Raw genomic sequence first — 22,661 nt, 5'->3', positions numbered from 1 at the left:
AAATAAACAGCGATTAAGGTAGCCTACAATGTCTTGCATTGTTGCATACCTTAATCGCTGTTTTTATTCTTCTCCTAGGAAAAATGCTTCCACATCTTTCCAGCCATTCACACGTTTAAAACGGTCTTCGTTAGTATTATGAGAAGCAGTAAAGATAATTGGTTCACCCTCGAATATTTGGAGCTGACGAGGATTATCATCTATTAAATAATCTGTTTTCACTACATTCTTACGGCCACAGAATACAAACTGTTGTGGATCTAAGAATGGGAAGAATTCAAGTAACCACTCATACTTGTCATGAAATGAAGTTGGCACATCCATCGCAGCAGTCGCGATATAGACATCATACTTCTCCGTCAGTTTCTCAACAACTTCTTGTGCGTGTGGCATCACTTGTAAATTTCTAAAGAAACCTGGTGCACGTAAAATGTCACGCACTAAACCATCATGTTCAGGAATAACATGCTTCAATTTCTGTCCATTTAATGATTCCACAGTAATGCCTAATTCTGTTTTAACATTAACTGCTTCAATAATCGCACCTAATGTATCAGCCAATACTTCATCCATATCAATTGCTATAGATTTTCTAGACATCTAATCTCTCCCTTAATCATTACCTATATACCGTTAAAGTATAGCAAAAATTTTAAGGTCAGAACAGAATTCAAAATTTGAACACTTACTTGACGGTGCACTCGATACAGATTATCCAAATTCTTAATAGTCAAAGTGTTTCAATACTTCAATCATTTTGTCATTTTGTTCAGGGAAGCCAATTGTAATACGCACGCCAGTTGGGAATGGACGCGTAATACATCCGACTTGTAACAATGCCTCATACAATGCTTGAGGTTTATCCGTTACAACAAAGACAAAGTTAGTTTGACTTGGTAAGAAATGTTCACTTTGTGGAATGCCATAGAATTTTTGACGTTCTACCGCATTTTTAGCTGTCACTTCTTTCAAATACGCTTGATCCTCTAATGCTGCAATAGCCGCATATTCTGAAAGTCGTGTCACATTAAATGGTGGACGAATGATGTTCCACTTTTCAATGGCCTCATTGGTCGCAACGACATAGCCAATACGTAATCCTGCTAATCCATAAGCCTTTGAAAATGTTCTAAGTAAAAACGCATTATCAAAACGTTCTTGTAACTTCAATGTGTCAGGATAATCTTCCGCCGTTACAAATTCAAAATATGCTTCATCAATCAGTACAGGTACATGACTAGGCACTCGTTCTAAGAAATGTTCTAATTCCTCATGACTGAAATACGTGCCCGTAGGATTATTAGGGTTACATACCCATACTAACGCCGTATCGTCATCCACTTCTTTTAGAATCCCTTCTAAATCAAAGCCACCATTCTTTAATGGCACTTGCACGACTTCCGCCGATTCGACAATCGCATTATGATAGTATTGTCCAAACGTCCCTTCACTCGTCACGATTTTATCCCCTGGTGATAGAACTGCACGTGAAATCATTAATATCACTTCATCTAGCCCAGCGCCAAATAGAATTCTTGAAGCATCTACATTTAAATGCGCACTAATCGCTTGACGTAATGCAGGTGAGCCTGTTTCTGGATAATAGTATAATTCATCTAACTGTGCTTGAATGGCCTCTTTCACTTTAGGCGATGGCCCATACAAATTCTCGTTAGAAGCCAACTTATAAAGTTCGCCTTCAACCCCATGTTTTTCTTTAAGCGCTTGCGGTGACAAGCCCGGTTGATATGCTGATAGTTGATTCAATTGTTGTTTCATGTACAACCACTCCTTTGTCTTAAATATAAACATTTATTTAAATTATACACTATTTATTCTTCTTTTTTGAAAATGGAGGCCCAACACTTTATTATCCTTTTCAAAAAATAAAGTAATAAAACTATATTATTGCACGTCGCCCATCGCTTTCTTAACCATTGGTGAAATCACAATTAAAACAACGCCAATAATTAACGTAAATAATCCAGAATATAAGAAGAATTCTTTCTCACTAATCATCTTAAATAACACCACAATTTGACTGTTAAGACTTTGGGCTGTCGCATTACTTAACATCCACAATGCCATCATTTGAGCTGAAAATTTCGCAGGTGCTAATTTCGATGTCACAGATAAACCTACCGGTGAAATACAAAGCTCTCCAATCGAAATCAAGAAGAAACTTAACACAAGCCAAATTGGATGTATTAAATGTGCATGACTACTTAACGGAATAATCATTACTAAATATGAAATACCTGCAAAGATAGCGCCAGCTGCAAATTTATAAACTGTACTTGGATTGCGTTTACCTAGCTTCGTCCATACATTCGCAAATACAGGTGCTAAAAAGATAATAAAAATAGGATTAATAGACTGAAACCATGCTGCTGGAATATGGAAATCAATTAAACCATGCGTTAATTTATTTAAACTTAATTCTGTTTTTTGGTCAGCAAAGTTAGCTAAAATCGTTGAACCTTGCTCTTGAATCATCCAAAAAGCGACAGAAGTAATAAATAATGGTATGTAACTATAAATTCTTGTACGTTCTTCCTTACGCGTTTTATTACTTGATAACATATAAACAAAAATACCAATTGGCAATAACACACCGATTAGCGTCACGATTACACTGAAGCTTGATAAACTTAAGTGACCTACTAATTGTAAAATAAGCAATACTATAGCGAATACTACAACTGCAATTGCTGTAATCATAGATAGTCTTTTGATTTCTTCTTTACGCAATGGATTAGGTACACTTACCCCTGCAAGACCTAAATTCTTTTTATTAGTGATTAAATAAATAACTAGGCCTATAAACATTCCGATTGCGGCTATCGCAAAACCGAAATGGAAGCCAAATCGAGTTTGTAAGTATCCTGTCGCAAATGGTGATAAAAAGCTACCTAGGTTAATCCCCATATAAAATATCGTGAAAGCCGCATCTAGACGTTTATCATTATGATCATACAACTCTCCTACTGTTGTAGAAATGTTTGGCTTTAGCAATCCAGTACCGATAATTAATAGTAATAATGCAATCATAACGACCGTTAGATTACCCGGTATCGTTAATAAAATATGACCAAACATGATTAAGATACCGCCATAAAATAGCGCATGTCTTGTGCCAATTATTCTATCGGCTATCCATCCACCGATTGTGCCTGACATATAAATCAACGCCCCGTATAAAGACACAATTTGTAAGGCTGTACCTTGTGGTAAGCCAAAGCCACCTTTACTTACAGAATAATATAAGTAATAAGCTAAAATGGCTTTCATACCATAATAACTAAAGCGCTCCCAAAACTCTGTAAAGAACAGCGTACTAAGTCCTTTTGGATGCCCAAAAAATCCTTTTTGAGGCACACTATTAACAATTTCTTGTCTTGAATAGTTTTTCGTATTCAATTTCCCCCACCCCTTATAAATACATCTATATATTTTTGTATTAAACTCTAGTGTAAAGAAGTTAAGTCAAGATTACAATTCAAGTTATCATTTACTGAATATAAAAAAGGAATGAAACAGTGCAATCAGTCGTCAAAAACCGATTGTTGTTTCATTCCTCAACAAATAATTATTTCACTAAGCCTTCTTTTTGTAGGTATTGTTTCGCTACTTTATAAGGGTCTTCATTCTTCACAGTTACCTTATAATTCATTTCTTGCATTTCTTCATCTGAAATTTTACCTGCCAATTTATTTAGCGGTTTTTTAATTTCTGGATGTTCTTTCAAGAATTTCTCTTTAAATAATGGTGCGCCTTGATATGGTGGGAAGACATGTTTATCATCTTCTAACACAACCATATTATATTGTTTTAACTCAGCATCTGTTGAATACGCGTCAATTAAGTTAATATCACCTTTCTCAACGGCTGTGTATCGCAATTTAGGCTCCATCTTCTTAATATTAGATAAGTTTAAGTCATACGCTTTCGCCACGGCTTTGTAACCATCAGGACGATCATTAAATTCCATCGTAAAGCCTGGTTTCAATTGATCTTCAACTTTCTGTAAATCACCAATTGTTTTAATATGATGTTCTTTAGCAAAGTCTTTCTTCACTGCTAAAGCATACGTATTGTTATATTTCATTGGTTTCAACATCGTCATATCATATTTTTTCTCAAGACTTTGTTTTGCTTGATTGTAAACCGCATTTTCTTTTTTCGATTTAAGGTCCTCTTTAGTTAATTCACCTAATACAGTTCCAGTAAATTCTAAATAACCGTCAATATCATCTGATTTCAACGCATTGAATAGGAACGACGTTTTACCCATGCCATCTTTAACATCGACAGTATCGTCAGTTTCATCTTCAATCAGTATTTTATACATATTTGTAATAATCGACGGTTCAGAACCTAATTTACCCGCCAACGTAATATTATCGCCCTTTTTCCCGAAAAGTGGTACGACAATAGCTAGCAAGATAATTAATACGATAATACCAATCGTAATAAGCAATTTCTTATATGATAACTTCTCCATAAAGCGAAGTACTAAATCAAAGATAATCGCAAGTAAAGCTGCAGGAATGGCACCTATTAAAATAAGAGATGTATTATTTCGGTCGATACCTAATAAAATTAAATCCCCTAAACCACCAGCACCAATTAGCGCAGCAAGTGTTGCAGTACCGATAATTAGTACCATCGCTGTGCGAATTCCGGCCATGATGACTGGCATAGCGATAGGTAATTCCACTTTCGTTAGACGACGCATTGGTTTCATGCCAATCCCTTTAGCTGCTTCTATAAGTGACGGATCTACTTCTTGAATACCAGTATATGTATTTCTTAAAATAGGCAATAATGCGTAGACAACTAATGCAATAATCGCAGGTACTCTACCAATACCAAAGATAGGTATCATTAAACCTAATAATGCTAATGATGGAATCGTCTGTAATACTGCAGCGATATTCATGACAATTTCTGATAATCGCTTCGTCTTCGTTAAAGCAATGCCAAGTGGCACAGCAATAAGGATAGCTATAAATAGCGCAATAAATGAAATTTGAATATGTTCAATAATCGTCCTAAGCAACTCACCTTTGCGATCGCTTAGTGTCGTGAATAATTCATTCATGCTTTAACCTCCTTGTCCGTTTCAGATAAATACTTAAAGATATCTTCACGTTTTAACAATGACTGAGTTGAGGTATCGGCATCTTCAACAATGACCGCTTCATGTTGAGCTAACGTTGAATAAATATCACGTAGTTTTACGTTGCTATGAACGATTGGATAGTCGTGTTGTACGCCGTTTTCAGTTAATGGCGCAGTTATATTTAAATCTTTTAATATTAATTCCTCTTTATCTTGATGTAAGTGATGACCCATGAATTCTTCAACAAATTGATTTTTAGGATGTGCGCGGAAACCTTCTGGTGTATCGATTTGTTCAACATGACCATTATTTAGCAAGCAAATTCGGTCGCCTAATTTCATCGCTTCTTCAATATCATGGGTAACAAAGACAATCGTTTTCTTAATTTGTGTTTGTAATTTGATTAAGTCATCTTGCAATTTCTCGCGACTAATAGGATCTAACGCACTAAATGGTTCATCCATTAAAATAACAGGCGGATCTGCTGCTAATGCGCGTACGACACCAACCCTTTGGCGTTGACCACCTGAAAGTTCATCTGGTTTACGGTCACGATATTTCTCTGGTTCTAACCCCACCATGTTTAATAATTCATCAACCCGTTGGTTAATATCATTTTCTTTCCATTTTTTCATTTGCGGTACTTGCGCAATATTCTCTTTTATTGTCATATGCGGGAATAAGGCAATTTGTTGTAACACATACCCTATATCCCAACGCATTTCATATACAGGATAATCACTAATAGGTTTATCTTTAAAATAAATATAACCTTCGCTTAATGGTATGAGTCGATTGATCATTTTTAATGTCGTTGTTTTACCACAACCTGAAGGCCCAATCAGTACAAAAAATTCTCCCTCATTTATTTTAAAGCTCACATTATCTACAGCAATATTTCTTCCGTAACGTTTAGTTACGTCTTTAAATTCAATCATTTCGTCACCTTCATTTATACTGCCTAGACAGACTTTTTGCATTACTTATTCCCTATTAAAACATGTTTAATGCTAAATTCATATTTAATTGATTTATTAATTTTAACAATAATTTTATATTCAAAAAAATAAGGTTTAGCACTTTATCAATGCTCAAACCTTATTTCATACTTATATACTTGTTTTGTAAGATTGAATTGTTTCTAAAAACTTAGGACAATAATGTTTTAATTTATAACTACCTACGCCGTCAATGGCAATCATTTCTAGTTTAGATTCTGGCTTACGCTTTGCAAATTCTTCTAGCGTATAATCTGAAAAGATACTTACTGGTGCAATATCTAATTTTTCGCTTAGTTGACGACGTACTTCAACTAATTCTCCATATAACGCTCGGTCTACACCTTCAACTGTATTAATAAATACTTTTTCTTTTGATTTTTGCTTAAATGGTGTTGTATAAACCTTCTTATCATTGTTAAGCAATTGTTTAACACTTTCGTCACAAGTTAAAATTTCATCGTATTCATTTAAGAACCCTTTAAAACGTAGTTCGTCAATTAAGTGACTTAACTCAGATGTTCTATAATCTTTCATTAAGCCGTGTGTAGTTAATTTATCGTAGTCATTATATTTGATATAGTCCGTAATTTCTCCACGCAGTACTTGGATGATCACACTATAACTTTCTTGTTGACGCATACGCGCGACACAACTAATAATCATTTTAGCTTCTTGCGTCATATCATAAGTTTTATTTTGTTGAATACAACTACTACATTGACCGCATTCTTCTAATTTCTCATTAGGTTCAAAATAATGCACGATTGTAGCTTCTAAGCATTTCTTCGTTTTAGTGTACTGAATCATTTTAGTGAGTTTTTCGCCCATTTTATCTTTATAATCATCATCAGCTTGAGAAACCGTAATAAAATACTCATGTAAACCTTTATCACGTTCACTAAACAATAAAATACATTCACTTTCTAAACCATCTCTTCCTGCACGACCCGCTTCTTGATAGTAAGATTCAATGTCACCAGGCATATTATAATGAATAACATATCTGACATTAGATTTATCAATACCCATACCAAATGCGTTAGTTGCGATAACTACTTTTACACGATCAAACACAAAATCATTTTGTGCTTCTTCACGTTCTTTATTCGTTAGTCCTGCATGATAAATCGCTGACGTCACTTTTACAGAATCTAGAGCTTCTTGTAATTCTTCCACTTGTTTACGTGTTGAACAATAAATAATACCTGCTTGGTCTTTGTGTTTTTGTACATAATCAATCACAAATTTCTGGCGTTGATAGGTAGGATTAACTTTGAAGATAAGATTACGACGTTTCGTGCTTGTCTTCACTTCGTCATATTTACCAATATTAAGTTTCTCCATAATATCTTGTTGTACTTCTGCAGTAGCTGTTGCTGTTAAGGCCACGATAGTGAAATTTTGAGGAAGCGTAAACACTTTCTGGATGACACTTTGATAACTAGGACGGAAATCATGCCCCCATTTAGAAATACAGTGTGCTTCATCAAAAGCAATTAATTGAATATTAAGTTTGCTTAGTAAGTTTAAAAAATAGCCATTGTCGAAACGTTCAGGTGCAACATATAAAAATTGAATGTCACCTGCCATTAATTCAGTTTCAATCTCTTTTTGTTGTTTCTTACTTAAACTACTATTTAAATAGGCTGCGTTAATCCCCATCGCCTTTAATTGGTCTACTTGGTCTTTCATCAAAGAAATTAATGGGCTAATAACAATAGTCGTTCCCCCAAGCATTAGACCAGGTACTTGATAACAAATAGATTTACCGCCACCTGTAGGCAGTACGCCCAAAACATTATGATGATCCATTATTTTAGTAATGATTTCTTTTTGTCCCGGTCTAAATGTTTCGTACCCAAAATAATGCGATAACGTTGCTTCCATACGAATTTTCCCCTTATTGCTCTTTTATTTCTTCAAGTTCACTCCATCTCGTGATGTCTATATCATAAGTTTGTTCCAGCTGTTCTTTTTCTTCATTTAATTCTTTAATTTTAGCGTAATCTGCACTTGCTTCTATCATTTCTTCGTCGATTTGTTCTAAGCGCACTTCTGTCTGCTCAATACGTTCCATCAACATTTCGTATTCTCGTTTTTCTTTATAAGACAATCCTGTTTTCTTTCTTACATTCGTTTTAGGCTTAGGCTGTTGCGCTTGTTTCTCAAGTGCCTGTAACTTATCTTGTTCTTTTTTATACGCTTCATAATCTTCAAAGTTCCCAATAATGCGTTCCATTTTCCCGTCATGAATATACCAATATTCTTGCGCCACTTTATTAAGGAAATAACGATCGTGACTTACTGTAATCACTGAACCGCCAAAGGTACTAATGTAGTCTTCGAGAATAGTTAAAGTCTCTGTATCTAAATCATTCGTAGGCTCATCAAGTAATAAAACGTTAGGTTGATGTACTAATAATCTTAATAAATATAAACGCTTTTGTTCTCCACCAGATAGCTTATAAATCTTTTTACCATGTGTTGAACTAGGGAATAGAAATCGTTCTAATAATTGCGTTACAGAAATAGAAGTGCCATCCTTCTCCTTAGCAACTTCACTTTCTTCTCTTAAATAATCAATCATTCTGATATCTCTATCCAATGTTTCTTCAGTTTGTTTAAAATAAGCAACTTTAACTGTTTGACCTATTTTCAAAGTGCCTGTATAGTCGACATCTTCTCCACTTAAAATATTCAATAATGTCGTTTTACCAGCACCATTAGGTCCTACAATTCCGATTCGTTGCCCACTTTGAATGATTTCAGTAATATCTTTAAATAATGTTTTATCATTAATTTGCTTCGTTAAATGTTCAAGTTCATAAACTTGCTTACCTAATCTCGAATAAGCAAGATTTAATTGTCCTTTATCTTGAGTATGATGAGCTTGTACTTCTGACTCTAAATCATTAAAACGATTGATGCGGGCTTGTTGTTTTGTTGTTCTTGCTTTAGCTCCTGCTCTCATCCAGGCTAATTCTTGTTTATACAATGATTTTTGTTTTTCTTGTTGCTTTTGTTCAATAAGTTCATTTTCCGCTCTCATTGCAATGTAATCTTCATAATTACCAGGATATGATTTTAATTTCCCTCTATCTAGTTCCACAATTCTTGAAGCAATTTCATTTAAAAAGTAACGATCATGCGTTACAAACAAAACAGTATGTGGATACTGCTTCACATAATTGATTAACCAATTGATAGATTCAAAATCTAGATGGTTCGTCGGTTCATCTAATAATAATAAATCTGGTTGTTCAATAAGTGTTTTAGCTAAAACAACACGCTTTTGCTGCCCACCAGAAAGTTCTTTTACTTTTTTAGATGTATCGTTAATTCCTAATTTAGAAAGAATCGTCTTAATCTCAGCATTATAATCCCAAGCGCTATGTCGATCCATTGCTTCTTGTGCTTCCATCATTTTTTGAAAATGACGCTCATCTTGTTGTTGCGTATATGCATTTACAGCTTCTTCATACGTTTTAATAATACGTAATGTGGTTGTATCTGAGCTTAATACAGCTTGAAAAACTGTTAAATCTTCATCTAAATCGTGCTTCTGTGAAGAATAACGAATACGATATTGATTAGGATGTGTAATATCGGCAGTAAAATCTTCATCTAAACCGCCTATTACTTTAAGTAACGTACTTTTCCCAGTACCGTTAATCCCTACTAATCCAATTCGTTCATGTTCAGAAATAGATAGATTCAAGTCATCAAATATCACTTTGTCTGCATATGACTTATTTAAATGCTCTATTTTATACGCTTCCATGCTTCTACTTCCTTTTGTATCGAAATATCGAAATTTCAAAATAATTTTGATAAGCTTAATTCAGTTCTATATATTATACACCTTTTTAAGTGTAAATGATACAAGGAGACAAGAGATATGATAGACTTTTTTGAAAGTTTACCGCCCTATTTACAAGCATTAATAGCTGGTATTATTACTTGGTTATTAACTGCTTTAGGGGCAGCTATGGTGTTTATATTTAAATCAGTAAATCATAGAGTTTTAACGTCTATGCAAGGTTTCGCAGCCGGTATTATGATTGCAGCAAGTTTTTGGTCTTTATTGCAACCCTCTATAGAATACGGTAAAGATAGTTCCTTACCTGCATGGTTACCAGCTGCCGTTGGATTCCTTTTAGGCGGTATATTTATACGTGAACTAGATTATGTCATTCCTCACATTCATCAAAAAGTCGGAGACAATAGTCAATATAGAGAAGGCGTTAAAACATCATTAAGTAAAAATGCGTTATTAGTTTTAGCGATTACCTTACATAATATCCCTGAAGGCTTATCTATCGGGGTAGCATTTGGAGGGATTGCTACTGGTAATGGCAAAGCAACCTTTTTCGGTGCTTTAGGTTTAGCAATAGGTATAGGTATTCAAAATATTCCAGAAGGTGCAGCCTTATCCATGCCTATTAGAGCAGCTGGTGCTTCTCGCTGGAAAGCCTTTAATTATGGACAAGTTTCCGCTATTGTGGAGCCTATCTTTGCGACGATAGGTGCAGCAACTATTATATTTATTACTCCAGTACTCCCTTATGCGTTGGCTTTTGCTGCAGGTGCCATGATATTTGTAGTCGTAGAAGAACTTATACCAGACTCTCAGTCGGGTGATAATACCGATTTAGCTACATTGAGTTTAATGGTTGGTTTTACAATTATGATGATATTAGATGTGGCGTTAGGTTAATCATTTATCATATAAAATATAAAAAAGCAGATTGAACGTTAATTAGTTCAATCTGCTTTTTCTATGTTATTTCTGGTTACCGTTTGGACCAGTTTTGTAATCATATTTAGATGGATCTACCTTTTTGAAATCAGGGTTTTTATAGAATCTGAATAAGTCACCATTTAATACGTCGTCACTCATTTCTAAATCTTTTTCAACCTGTTTCTTATTCTTCTCTAAATCTTTAGGTGGTGTCGTTAATAATTCGTTATCTTTATTAGAGAAAGCCTTACCGTTAACATACTTATAATCTTTAGTAATAAAGTCACCGTTACGGAATGGGATAACATCATTATGATCTTTAGATAACATATCTGTACCAAACATTAAGTAGTTTTTACTATCAATACCTACTAAGTGTAAGATAGTTGGCATTACGTCCATTTGACCAGCATATGTTTCATCTACGCCACCTGATTTGCCAGGGATTTTCAACCAGAAACCAGTACGGTTCAAGTCAGTAAATTTAGCTGGTGTGATTTTCTCACCTAATAATTTTTCCATTGCGTTATTATGGTTCTCAGAAATACCATAGTGGTCACCGTAAATCATAATAACTGAGTCATCATATAGACCTTTCTTCTTAAGGTCTGTGATGTACTCTTCTAAAGCTTGGTCAATATAATGTGCTGTTTGAATATAACCATCAACAGTTGAGTCACCTGTATTTGGTTTATCAATATCTGCATCTTGAGACTCTAATGTAAATGGATAATGGTTTGTTAATGTAATTAAGTGTGAATAAAACGGTTGTTTCATTTTAGCTTGGTAATCGGCTGATGCTTTAAAGAATGGTTTATCTTTTAAACCTAGGTTAACGATATTTTCATCTGACATATCGTAGTAAGTTGCATCATAAAATTTATCGATACCAAAGTGTTTGTAAATTTGGTCACGATTCCAGAATGTTTTATAGTCACCATGCATTACATTAGAAGTATAACCTTCTTTTTGATCTAAAATAGCTGGTAAAGATTGATACGTATTATCGCCTTTTAATGAATAAGCAGAACCTTGTGGTAATCCGTAAAGACTGTTATCCATTGTAAATTCGGCATCTGATGTTTTACCTTGTCCAGTTTGATGGAAGAAGTTTGGATAATATCTGAAATCATCATTACCAGATGATAATTTATTTAAGAATGGTGTAACTTCTTTACCATTTACTTTTTTATTAATAAGGAAAGTTTGGAAACTTTCTAAGTGAATTTTAATGATATTTTTCTTTTTAGCTACACCGAAATATTCTGGGTTAGGCTCTGTATTTTTTTGCTTCGTATAATTTAATACTTTAGTTAAATCGTCTTCAGATGCTAACGCTTTTTGTTGGTTGTTCTGAATTGTTTTAACGCCATCATATACAGTGAAGTTATATGGTCCTAAATATTTAACTAAGTATTTATGGTCAAACGTACGTGTTAATAATTCAGGGCGATCTGTTTCAGCAAATGCAAGATTTAAGAAAAATAATGCTACAGAAGCTGCCATTACAACTGGCACAAACTTTTTACTAAACACGCGTTTATCTAACCAACTGCCTTTAAATATAAGGATGAAAAGATAAACAATAGTGTCTAAGAAGTAAACAAAGTCATACCATTTAAATGACGCACCTACTGCTCCTCCCATTGATTCAACGTTACTTGCTTGGTTGAGCGTACTAAATGTTAAAAAGTCTGAGAAGAATCTAAAATACACGACGTTCGCGTAAAGTAAGAACGTTAATAAAAAACCGCCAATAAAGATGAACCAATATGCCTTTTTGCCTTTAAAGAATAAGAACACACTTAAAATAAGCGCAATCAGACTATATGGATTCATCAGTAGTATTAAATTTTGTACTAGTCCTTTAACACCCAAAGAAAAATCAACATAGTATGAAAAATACGTCTTTAAAGTAACTGTAAAAACAGTTAATAAGAAAAACGCAAAAAGACTTATTTTCTTTTTGTGTAAACTCATGAATGTTTCCTCCGTTTGTAGTTATTCAACTTTGAAGAAATGTTAAAGACTATTAAAAGACTTAAACACTCACTCAAATATGTCCGTAATGCAAGTACTTATAATTCGTTTCGCTTTTAAATTCATTTTAATTTCTATTGTAAGAATGTGCGTCATATTAGTTTTTAATTAAAGGGATACTTCCTTTAGTTAATTAAGCGTAAATAAACATTTTTACTTTTAAAACATATTTGGCACTATTCTATTAATTGTTAATTATTTATTAAGGAACGATGAAGTTTGTAATATTACTGTAACAAAGCGTCATAGTTCAATATATAAATATATAGTATTTTTACTCATTTATCAAGAAAAAACACATTGTCCCTTTGAACAATTAACTTACTTTTTTTCCTAAACTGATTTATATATTATAACTTCTTGCCATAATTATTTAATCAGACCATGGACCTACAAAGTATAATTCTGCACTTATAAAATCGTTATTTTTTCATTAAACTATAAATTTATATTACTTCATCATTTCCATTTGCATACGAAACTCGATACCATGGAATAATTGATTCATCCAGTTACTAAATTTCACAACATTCTTTTCAGCTGTCTCAATATCTATAAATTGAAATTTCAAACGCGCACCTTGTGGTTTTTGAGCTAATTTAGTTAAATGATAGCTAGCAATTGTGCCAATTTGAGGATAACTACCAATTGTGTAATGATCATTTAATAGAATAATTGGCGTGCCATCACGCTTTACTTGTATCGTGCCTTTTTTTACAGGTTGATGTGCTGGCATATCGTCGTAATACGCCTTAATTTTTTTACCGTCAAGTAACATTCCCACACGATTAGATTTGTTTGTCACTTTGTAATCTCCGTGAATAAAATTTGATTTTGTTTCCTCATCAAAATCTTCTGTTCCCTTATTAGCTACGACATGGAAGACATCCGAAATGTAATTAAATGATAAAGCGTAACCATCGATGCCCCAATCTGTCGTATGTTTTTCAGCTAAATTTTCAAAAAGCTTATGGTGACGTTCAGTATATTGACGTTTCATTTCAATTTCATCGCCATTTTCAAGCGTACGACCTTGATAACCGCCAATATTGACTTTCAAATCAGTAGATGTTGAACCTAACCATGAATCTAATTTGAAGCCGCCCCCAACCGCAAGATAAACACGTGACGTTTTATTCGTTTCTTTAAAAGATAAAACGTCATCTTTTTCAACTAGATATAATTTATAAGGCTTAACCTTCATCTTTTGAGTGTACGCCTCAAAATTATTGCCTGTTAGTGCAATTAAAGTAGGTTCAGTAAAGCGAATTCTCGCCATAACGTGTGTCATTTCGAGGGTTGCTTCATTCTTATCATTCGCGACAAGACGATTCGCTATTTCATGACCTAGCGTATCTAGAGCGCCACATGGAATGACACCTGCATGCTCATATCCATAACGTCCAAAATCTTGAAAGCTGCTAAATAATCCTGCTCTTTCTATTATGATTGACATGGTTTAAAATCTCCTAATTCTATTTCTTTACGTTTTTTAGGCTGAAAAGTGACATTATCTCCCAATTTCAATAAATTGAAATCTTCTTGATTAGGATTAAATAAATGTGTCGGTGTGTAGCCTATAACTAGCCAGTCATTATATGTATCTGTCGTTACAATGCCACACTTTTTACCTTCTAAAATAACCGATCCAGCTCTAACTAACTTTTTCTCTTCACTCGTGTGATTGACATATAATGCTTCATTCATCCCTGTTAAATATGGAAATCCAGGTAAATATCCCATCATCGATACAAAATACTGATTTCCAGAATGTAACTTAATAAATTCTTCTTCTGTTATATTATAATAATTTAACAATCCCTTTAAATCTGGGCCGAATTCTTCTCCGTAAATAATTGGAATATTATGAGAGGTACTATCCACTTCATTTAAATTAAGTACTTCTATTTCTTTATGAATTGAATGAACAAGATCTTTCATATATTGAAAAGGTGAAGTAATATGATGATGTTTAATCATATCCCTAGCATCATAGCAAATCATCATATCTGATTCAGTTGGAACAATTTCAGTAATAAATGGGAGATTTTTCTCTAATAAATGATGACGCACAGCTATTAAATCTCTTGTAACATTTTGCGAGACATCTTTTTCTATCGCAATAACAATTGCTTGATCTCCTTGACTATAAATTTTCATAACTCCACCTCATACTTACTATATTTTATTATTTCCGTCCTATTTTACTGATGATAAAAACTATTTAAAAATTCAATGATATATGGAATAAGTGATTTCATAAAAAAGTAGACACATAGGCACTGTAATACCACTACTATAGTTGCTATAAGACGTGCTTTAATTACAGCATTTCGTTGTAAATAACGATTTGCTTGCCATTTTCCCAAGCTATTTAACACAATGATGATTACAAGCCATACTATTACCATAAGTCGCTCCATTACTTTATTTGAATTTTTATGATTTCTTTTTGACCATCTTCCATTCACATTTTATATATAAATAGAAACCTCGGCAACCTCTCGCAAACTGTTTAGCAAATAGATTCGAACCTTATTTGCCCGTAGTTTTTCAATTAATTCATCTTTATTATAATTTTTAATGAACAATTTATGCTCATCAATTAAGCTTTGTCGCATGCAACCTAAGAGAAAGTCTTCCTCATAGCTTGGTGTATAATAATGACCATCTTCTTCAATCATAATATTCCCGATATCAAATTCTAAGATTTTACCTGTTTCACTATATAGTAAGACTAAGTCCGTTCGATGACTATGTTCGAGATGTTGACGCATGGTTGTTTTATTGATCACATATGCTTTGGCACAAGTAGCATTACTTTCTTTAAATTCAGCTGTAAATTTATTTTTGGTCATTAATGGCTTGATAATATGTGATAACTGGCCTTCTTTATCTATTTCTATTTTTAATCGAAATAGTCCTTTTGCATTTCTTAATCTTATTTTTTCCGTATATTGTTCCCATTCCCACTCTGAAAATGAAAAACCTAAACGCGCACAGGCTTGTTTTAATCGGGCAGTATGATATTGAAATCTTCGAATTTCGCCATTATCAAGGCGCATGGTTTCAAATAATTTCATTTATAACATCTCCAATATCTTCGTTTTATCACGAAACTCTTGTACTTCATTTTCCGGAACAGAGTCGATGGTAATACCTGCGCCTACGCCATAAATGACTTTGTCTTGTCGATATTCTAATGTTCGAATAGGAATGTTAAATATCATTTTATCATTGGGTATCATCAATCCAATTGACCCACAATAAATAGAGCGCGGACCAATTTCTAACGAATTGATATAAGACATAGTATTGAGTTTCGGCGCACCAGTGATAGAACCACAAGGAAATAGTGCCTTTAAAATATCGTGTAAAGATGTGTCATTAACTAAATGGCCTGTAACCATACTTGTCATTTGATATACGGTTTTATAGGTTTCAATGAAAAATGGCTTATAAACTTTAATCGTGCCAGTTTCAGAGATTCTTGAAATATCATTGCGCAATAAATCTACAATCATCACGTTTTCTGCACGGTCCTTAAGTGAATGTTGTAGCGTTTTATAATTTAGCGCATCCTCTTCTTCATCCACACTTCGTGGCATTGTTCCTTTCATCGGCTTACTCACAATAACATCATTTTCTCTATTGAATTCTCCTTTTTGGAAAAAGAGCTCTGGAGAAATAGAAGCGACTTGAACATCTTCCGTATCTAATAAAGCTGTATAACCCCCATTATTTGTTTGAGTTAAATAAGTATATAATTCAGAAATTGGATAATGGATATCGCTCGTTAAACGCGTCGTGTAATTAACTTGATAGGTCTCCCCTTCTACAATGGCTGCTTGCACTTGTTGTATTTTCGAGCGCATTTGTTCATCACTTTCTTGAAAAGTAAAATTGTGTTTTGGTACATAGTTATACGCACTTTCTATTGAAGACGTTTGCGCATCGTTAACATCGAAACTATAAGCTACCGCATTTAAACCGTTATGCTCGATAGGATACGTGACCATTTTACTATTAAAATAAGTTGCCGCTTCATAAGTTAAATAAACAGCTACATAGCGTCCATTTTTTTGTTCCTTTTCCGCGAATCGAACTACATCTCCTACTTCATTTAAAGAAGTAGCTAATAATTTATTCTTATAAGTTTTAAAGGTTAATTGATGCGTTTCATAGTCATCTGGATTGATATAATAACGATAATTAAATGTGATATTCATTAACTAACCCTACTTTCGATAAAAAATGACGCAATTGTTCATGTCCATACTCGCTTAAAATAGATTCTGGATGATATTGTACTGCAAAAATAGGCAATGAAATATGCTCTATTGCCATCGGAATGCCTTCTTCATTATGTGCCGTTATCTGTAACTGAGAAGGCAATGTTGCTTTATCAGCCATTAACGAATGATAACGCATCACTTCAAAATGTTGCGGTAAGTCTTTAAATATACCAGTTCCTGAATGACCCAAACGCGTCGTGTGACCATGGATTGGTTTCATGCCATGAATAATACGGCCCCCATAGTATTCAAATATAAATTGAAAGCCTAAACATACTCCTAAAATAGGAATTTCACCTTCATAATGTTGCATGATTTCTTTTAAAATAGGATAATCACTCGGTTTACCTGGACCTGGTGAGATTACTATGGCATCAATATGTAATTGGGACAACTTATCCATCGACACATCATCTACTTCGTAAACTTGAAGTGACAGCGTCGTTTCAGTTTTAATGTAATCAATTAAATTATATGTAAATGAATCTTTATTATCTATTACTACTATCATTGAGATTACTCCAACTTTCCAACAAATATATTCTTCAATTTTATTATAAATTCTCTTATCACGAAAATGTAAGGGCTTACCTTATCCACATTTAGAAATATTACTTGATTTTACTGATTGATTATATTAATCTAACTAGCGTACTAAAAATGAATCGACAGAGGTTCCTAGCTGAAACCCTCTATAAAAAACTAGACACTTAAAGAAATATTTCCTTTTAAACATAATAAGTAGATACACTAACTTATTTTTAATATTTCAAAAGTCTATCTTTTTTATAGAGATAGGCTTTTTTCTTTGCCTTAAAAAGATGGCTAGGTTATTTATCGGCAATCCAATATTAATCATCTTTTCAAAAGGAGAATAATTATGACGCAACAAACCTTAAATAAAGATAAAGCAATTGTAGTATTTAGCGGAGGCCAAGATAGCACAACTTGTTTATTTTACGCTAAAAAGCATTTTAAAGATGTAGAATTAGTGACATTTAATTACGGGCAACGTCACGATACGGAGATAGAAGTCGCAAAACAAATCGCACAGGAACAAGGCTTAAAACATCACATTCTTGATATGTCATTATTGTCTCAATTAACTCCCAACGCTTTAACACAGCATGATATGGACATTGAAACTGGCGAAGATGGCATTCCAAATACTTTCGTGCCTGCGCGTAATTTGTTATTCCTATCATTTGCTGGCGCGCTTGCCTATCAACTAAATGCTAAACATATTATCACGGGCGTATGTGAAACGGATTTCTCTGGTTACCCTGACTGTCGTGATAGCTTCATTAAATCTATGAATGTAACGTTAAGTCTTTCAATGGATAAAGATTTCGTCATTCATACACCGTTAATGTGGTTAGATAAAGCACAAACGTGGGAACTTAGCGATGAATTAGGCGTGCTAGATTATATTCGTTATAACACAATAACTTGTTATAACGGCATTGTTGGCGATGGTTGTGGGGAATGCCCAGCTTGCAAACTACGTCAACGTGGTCTTGAACAATATTTAGAAACTAAAGGAGTGAATTAACATGTTTCAACAAATTTATCCAACAGTAAATCATCCTTACAGTTTTGAATTAAACAAAGACTTTAATTTTTCAGCTGCGCATTACATTCCAAGCGAAGATGCTGGCAAATGTATGAGAACCCATGGCCATACATACTTCGTTAATTTAACAATTGCTGGCGATACACTAGATCATAACGGTTTTTTAATTAATTTTAGTGATTTAAAAAAACTGATTCATGACCAATTCGATCATTATTTATTAAATGATTTACCTCAATTTAAAGGTAAAAGTCCTTCAACTGAAATCGTAGCACAAACGATTTATGAAATTATTGAGACACATTTACAAACTTACGATAATCAACCACATTGCGTTCAAGTATATTTACGCGAAACGCCATCTAGTTACGTTGTCTATCGTCCTAAGGAGTTTAAATAATGGCAGCTAAAATTCCAGTATTAGAAATTTTTGGTCCTACTATTCAAGGTGAGGGGCGTGTAATTGGACGCAAAACAATGTTCGTGCGCACGGCAGGATGTGATTATCGTTGTAGTTGGTGTGATTCAGCTTTCACATGGGATGGCAGCGCTAAAGAAGACATCCAATTGATGACTGCTGAAGAAATTTATCATCAATTACGTGAAGTTGGGGGCGACCACTTTGATCATGTCACTATTTCAGGTGGTAACCCAGCACTCATTAAAGGTATTCAAGATTTAGTTGATTTATTTGAAGAGAAAAATATTTATACTGCTTTAGAAACACAAGGCAGTAAGTTCCAGCCATGGATGACTCAAATTGATGATTTAACGATCAGTCCAAAGCCACCTAGTTCTAATATGACGCCTAATCTAGATATTCTAGATAGCGTGATTGAACAATGTGTCCATGAATCGTTAAATTTAAAAGTTGTCATTTTCGATGATAAAGATTACGACTTTGCGAAAATGATTCATCACCGCTACCCTACGATTCCATTCTATTTACAAGTAGGTAACCCATACTTAGATGATAATGTCGCAAATCATACTGAAAAATTGTTAGAACGTTATGAATCATTAGTTGATACGGTCATGCAAAGCAATGATATGAACCATGTATATGTTTTACCACAACTACACACGTTACTATGGAGTAATAAAAAAGGCGTTTAATATAGTATTATAGTAAGTAATTATTTATTGAGTGTTTTGAAATGATTAAGTTTGTTTAAATTGCTATAATATTCTAATGAACTATGTGTGATAGGAGTACAACATGATTATTTATGTATTAATTAATATTGCCATTGTGCTTGGCATTTTCGGTTTCGACTTATATCGACATCGTTTTAAACAACTTAAGTTTAGCTCCGTTTTAATTGCTATTACTATTAACGCTTTTATTAATATTATTGTCATTGAAAAGTTTAATTTTATAACATTATGTTCAATTGTGTTTTTCTTATGTTGGATAGGACTCCAATACTATTTAAAAATGAAAGGCTTTACTTTTATCATTAAAGAATATAAAACTATTGCACTTATATTTGCAATTATTATTAGTTGTTCCTTATTTATAACATTTGGAACAAGTGATCATTCTCTATACATGTCAGTTCCCTATCTTGCACCAACAATTTTTATTATAGGGGCTGTAATCATTTTCTCTGCTACTTTTAATGCAAGTGAGCTTCAACGTACTAAATTACTGAGAAAAATTAAATATCCATTTATGATAGGTCACGTTATTATTATTATTTCAATTGTATTACTTACACTTTTAACACCTTTTTGGTACGTATTTGTAATTATTTACGTGTTATTTGCTATATATATTCTATGGCAGTTGAAATCAATACAACCTCAACACAATATATCTAAACAAATGTAAAAATGCTTGAAGACAACTCAATATGTTCTTCAAGCATTTTTATATTAAATATTAATAAACATTTTCTTTTTCGTGCTCTTGCTGTTGTGAGACGCCATCATTTTCAAGCGTTTGTTTCAAATTAGAAGCTTGAACGATATATTTAGGTCGTTCCTTCACTTCATAGTAAATACGGCCAATGTATTCGCCTACGACGCCTATTGAAATCAATTGAATACCGCCTAGCAATAACACTGCAGCAATTGTTGTAAAGTATCCTGGATTATTAATTCCATTCACCATAATACCTATTAATAAATAAAGAATATATACAATACTTAAACCAAATACAAACATCCCAAGATAAATCATTGCTCTTAAAGGTTTGTTATTGAAAGAAATTAAGCCATCGATACCGTAATTTAATAATTTGGTAAATGTCCATTTCGATTGGCCTACTTCACGTTCGACGTTTTTATAAGTAAAGATTTTAGTATTATAGCCTATCCATTCAAATAGTCCCTTTGAAAAGCGATTATACTCTTTTAAAGAAGCCATTGATTTTACAGCTCGTTGACTTAATAATCTAAAGTCACCGACACCATCAATAAATTTAATATCCTCTACAAAGCTATTAATCAATTTATAGTATAGTTTTGTCATTGATTTTCTCGCAAAATTCTCACCCGTACGGTCACGTTGTGCTATCACTTGGTCATATCCTTCTAAATAGCCATCAATCATTTTAGGGATAAATTCTGGAGGATGTTGTAAATCTCCATCTATCATTACTACAGCATCAAAATCTACACTATGCTGAAAACCAGCAATCATTGCTGATTCTTTCCCAAAATTTCGACTGAAAGAAATATACTTAACATGATTATCTACAGCTGCTAAGTTTTGGATGTGATCAATGGTATCATCTTTACTTCCATCATCAATAAATAATAGGTCATAGCTATAATCTTTGACCACACTATCTTCCATCAAAATTTCAGTCAATTTGTCGTAGGTCTTCGCTACAACTTCACCTTCATTAAAGCAAGGCACAATGACTCTGATTTTCATCCAATTACATCCTTTTCTACATTCTTAATATTATTTTATCAATAAAATTAATAAATATTCTACCTAAAACTATGTAATTAACAAAGAAAAAATAAAAATTGTATTAAATCAACAAAAATGTATTTCTAACTAATAGGTTTGAATGGAAAATATTATTTCAAATCCCCAATATTGACATCATCAGGGTCTTTACCTTGGCGTGCATTTTTATTTAAACTATCTATTTCTGCAATTTCAGTCAATTCTAAATTAAAATCAAAGATATCATGATTTTCACGAATGCGTGAAGGTGTCTTAGATTTTGGAATCACGATACGATTATGCGCTAAATGCCATCTCAATATAATTTGTGCAGGCGTTTTATCATATTGTTCTGCTAACTTAGTAATAACTGGATTATCAAACAAACCTCGATTACGCATTAATGGCATCCAAGCTGTAACTACAATGTCATGTTTATCACAGTAATCTTGAAGGTCTTGTTGATTAAAATAAGGATGTACTTCGATTTGATTAATATGAGGCACAATACTAGTCGCAGCCATTAATTTTTCCAAGTGATGTTCTTTAAAATTACAAACGCCAATTGCTTTTACCTTGCCTTCTTCATATAACTTTTCTAAGGCTTTGTAAGATTTAATATATAAATCATCTTCTTCACATGGCCAATGAATTAAATACAAGTCTAAATAATCAACACCTAAGTTCTCTAATGACTTATTAAAATAGTCTAATGTACTTTCATAACCTTGATAATCATTCCATAATTTAGATGTAATAAATAAATCCTCACGTGGCACGCCACTATTCTTAAGTGCTTTCCCTAACGCTTGTTCATTTCCATAGAAATAAGCTGTATCAAATGCACGGTAACCATCTTCTATCGCAGCTTGAATTGCTGTTTCCATTTCTTCTTCTGTAACTTTATAAACACCTAAGCCTACTTTGGGCATAGGATAGCCATTATCTAATATTTGAGTATCGTTAACCATGATTTACTCT

At 33.3% G+C, this 22,661-nt stretch carries 20 protein-coding genes; 5 read left to right on the top strand and 15 right to left on the bottom strand.

Translation table 11 applies throughout. The features are described 5' to 3' along the window. Positions 1-63: 63 nt before the first annotated feature. The 7 genes from E2558_RS00660 to E2558_RS00630 all read right to left on the bottom strand — a co-directional run bounded on the left by E2558_RS00660 (position 64) and on the right by E2558_RS00630 (position 9,907). Entirely contained in the window at positions 64-600 is a 537-nt protein-coding gene (locus E2558_RS00660; protein WP_126565084.1) for a 5' nucleotidase, NT5C type, read from the bottom strand. Positions 601-723: 123 nt separating this feature from the next. Further along, the gene (gene hisC / locus E2558_RS00655; RefSeq protein ID WP_126565083.1) at positions 724-1,779 is read right to left on the bottom strand and encodes a histidinol-phosphate transaminase; all 1,056 of its coding nucleotides are present in this window, start codon (positions 1,777-1,779) and stop codon (positions 724-726) included. A gap of 126 nt (positions 1,780-1,905) precedes the next feature. Then, positions 1,906-3,420, bottom strand: a complete 1,515-nt coding sequence (locus E2558_RS00650; protein ID WP_126565082.1) for a peptide MFS transporter — start codon at positions 3,418-3,420, stop codon at positions 1,906-1,908. A 169-nt stretch (positions 3,421-3,589) separates the two neighbouring features. Continuing rightward, on the bottom strand, positions 3,590-5,104 hold the full coding sequence (locus E2558_RS00645) for an ABC transporter permease/substrate-binding protein (protein ID WP_126565081.1): 1,515 nt from the start codon (positions 5,102-5,104) through the stop codon (positions 3,590-3,592). Next, the gene (locus E2558_RS00640; RefSeq protein WP_126565418.1) at positions 5,101-6,063 is read right to left on the bottom strand and encodes an ABC transporter ATP-binding protein; all 963 of its coding nucleotides are present in this window, start codon (positions 6,061-6,063) and stop codon (positions 5,101-5,103) included. The genes E2558_RS00645 and E2558_RS00640 overlap by 4 nt, the downstream gene beginning before the upstream one ends. Positions 6,064-6,234: 171 nt before the next feature. After that, entirely contained in the window at positions 6,235-8,013 is a 1,779-nt protein-coding gene (gene recQ / locus E2558_RS00635; RefSeq protein ID WP_126565080.1) for a DNA helicase RecQ, read from the bottom strand. A 13-nt stretch (positions 8,014-8,026) separates the two neighbouring features. Next, positions 8,027-9,907 (bottom strand): ABC-F family ATP-binding cassette domain-containing protein, encoded by a 1,881-nt coding sequence (locus E2558_RS00630; RefSeq protein ID WP_126565079.1) that lies wholly within the window; start codon positions 9,905-9,907, stop codon positions 8,027-8,029. A gap of 117 nt (positions 9,908-10,024) precedes the next feature. Between E2558_RS00630 and E2558_RS00625 the strand changes: the two genes are divergently transcribed. Continuing rightward, positions 10,025-10,843, top strand: a complete 819-nt coding sequence (locus E2558_RS00625; protein ID WP_126565078.1) for a ZIP family metal transporter — start codon at positions 10,025-10,027, stop codon at positions 10,841-10,843. Between the two features lie 66 nt (positions 10,844-10,909). On the opposite strand, the gene ltaS is transcribed toward E2558_RS00625, so the two are convergent. From ltaS to E2558_RS00590, 6 genes are all read right to left on the bottom strand, one after another. Further along, positions 10,910-12,847 carry a polyglycerol-phosphate lipoteichoic acid synthase LtaS gene (ltaS, locus tag E2558_RS00620; RefSeq protein ID WP_126565077.1) on the bottom strand — a complete coding sequence of 646 codons (1,938 nt, stop codon included), beginning with the start codon at positions 12,845-12,847 and terminating at the stop codon, positions 10,910-10,912. A 511-nt stretch (positions 12,848-13,358) separates the two neighbouring features. Next, positions 13,359-14,363: a 5-oxoprolinase subunit C family protein gene (locus E2558_RS00615; protein WP_126565076.1), complete on the bottom strand. Its 1,005-nt coding sequence runs from the start codon at positions 14,361-14,363 to the stop codon at positions 13,359-13,361. Further along, positions 14,351-15,067 (bottom strand): 5-oxoprolinase subunit B family protein, encoded by a 717-nt coding sequence (locus E2558_RS00610; protein ID WP_126565075.1) that lies wholly within the window; start codon positions 15,065-15,067, stop codon positions 14,351-14,353. The genes E2558_RS00615 and E2558_RS00610 overlap by 13 nt, the downstream gene beginning before the upstream one ends. Before the next feature lie 314 nt (positions 15,068-15,381). Beyond that, positions 15,382-15,990, bottom strand: a complete 609-nt coding sequence (locus E2558_RS00600; protein WP_126565073.1) for an aminotransferase class IV — start codon at positions 15,988-15,990, stop codon at positions 15,382-15,384. Then, positions 15,991-17,136: a chorismate-binding protein gene (locus tag E2558_RS00595; protein WP_126565072.1), complete on the bottom strand. Its 1,146-nt coding sequence runs from the start codon at positions 17,134-17,136 to the stop codon at positions 15,991-15,993. Continuing rightward, positions 17,120-17,713 (bottom strand): anthranilate synthase component II, encoded by a 594-nt coding sequence (locus E2558_RS00590; protein WP_126565071.1) that lies wholly within the window; start codon positions 17,711-17,713, stop codon positions 17,120-17,122. Before E2558_RS00590 ends, E2558_RS00595 begins: the two co-directional genes overlap by 17 nt. A 369-nt stretch (positions 17,714-18,082) precedes the next feature. Between E2558_RS00590 and queC the strand changes: the two genes are divergently transcribed. From queC to E2558_RS00570, 4 genes are all read left to right on the top strand, one after another. Next, positions 18,083-18,754 carry a 7-cyano-7-deazaguanine synthase QueC gene (queC, locus tag E2558_RS00585; protein ID WP_126565070.1) on the top strand — a complete coding sequence of 224 codons (672 nt, stop codon included), beginning with the start codon at positions 18,083-18,085 and terminating at the stop codon, positions 18,752-18,754. 1 nt (position 18,755) lies between these two features. Further along, the gene (queD, locus tag E2558_RS00580) at positions 18,756-19,175 is read left to right on the top strand and encodes a 6-carboxytetrahydropterin synthase QueD (protein WP_126565069.1); all 420 of its coding nucleotides are present in this window, start codon (positions 18,756-18,758) and stop codon (positions 19,173-19,175) included. After that, the gene (queE, locus tag E2558_RS00575) at positions 19,175-19,891 is read left to right on the top strand and encodes a 7-carboxy-7-deazaguanine synthase QueE (protein WP_126565068.1); all 717 of its coding nucleotides are present in this window, start codon (positions 19,175-19,177) and stop codon (positions 19,889-19,891) included. Before queD ends, queE begins: the two co-directional genes overlap by 1 nt. A 103-nt stretch (positions 19,892-19,994) precedes the next feature. Then, positions 19,995-20,609, top strand: a complete 615-nt coding sequence (locus E2558_RS00570; RefSeq protein ID WP_126565067.1) for a hypothetical protein — start codon at positions 19,995-19,997, stop codon at positions 20,607-20,609. Between the two features lie 51 nt (positions 20,610-20,660). On the opposite strand, the gene E2558_RS00565 is transcribed toward E2558_RS00570, so the two are convergent. Together E2558_RS00565 and E2558_RS00560 are read right to left on the bottom strand one after the other, a co-directional pair. Then, positions 20,661-21,659: a glycosyltransferase family 2 protein gene (locus E2558_RS00565; protein ID WP_126565066.1), complete on the bottom strand. Its 999-nt coding sequence runs from the start codon at positions 21,657-21,659 to the stop codon at positions 20,661-20,663. A 152-nt stretch (positions 21,660-21,811) separates the two neighbouring features. Next, positions 21,812-22,651: an aldo/keto reductase gene (locus tag E2558_RS00560; protein WP_126565065.1), complete on the bottom strand. Its 840-nt coding sequence runs from the start codon at positions 22,649-22,651 to the stop codon at positions 21,812-21,814. Between the last annotated feature and the right edge of the window lie 10 nt (positions 22,652-22,661).

Origin of the sequence: Staphylococcus pragensis, assembly GCF_004785665.1 — a bacterium.
Lineage (GTDB): Bacteria > Bacillota > Bacilli > Staphylococcales > Staphylococcaceae > Staphylococcus > Staphylococcus pragensis.
This window is presented reverse-complemented; position numbering and strand designations above follow the sequence as displayed.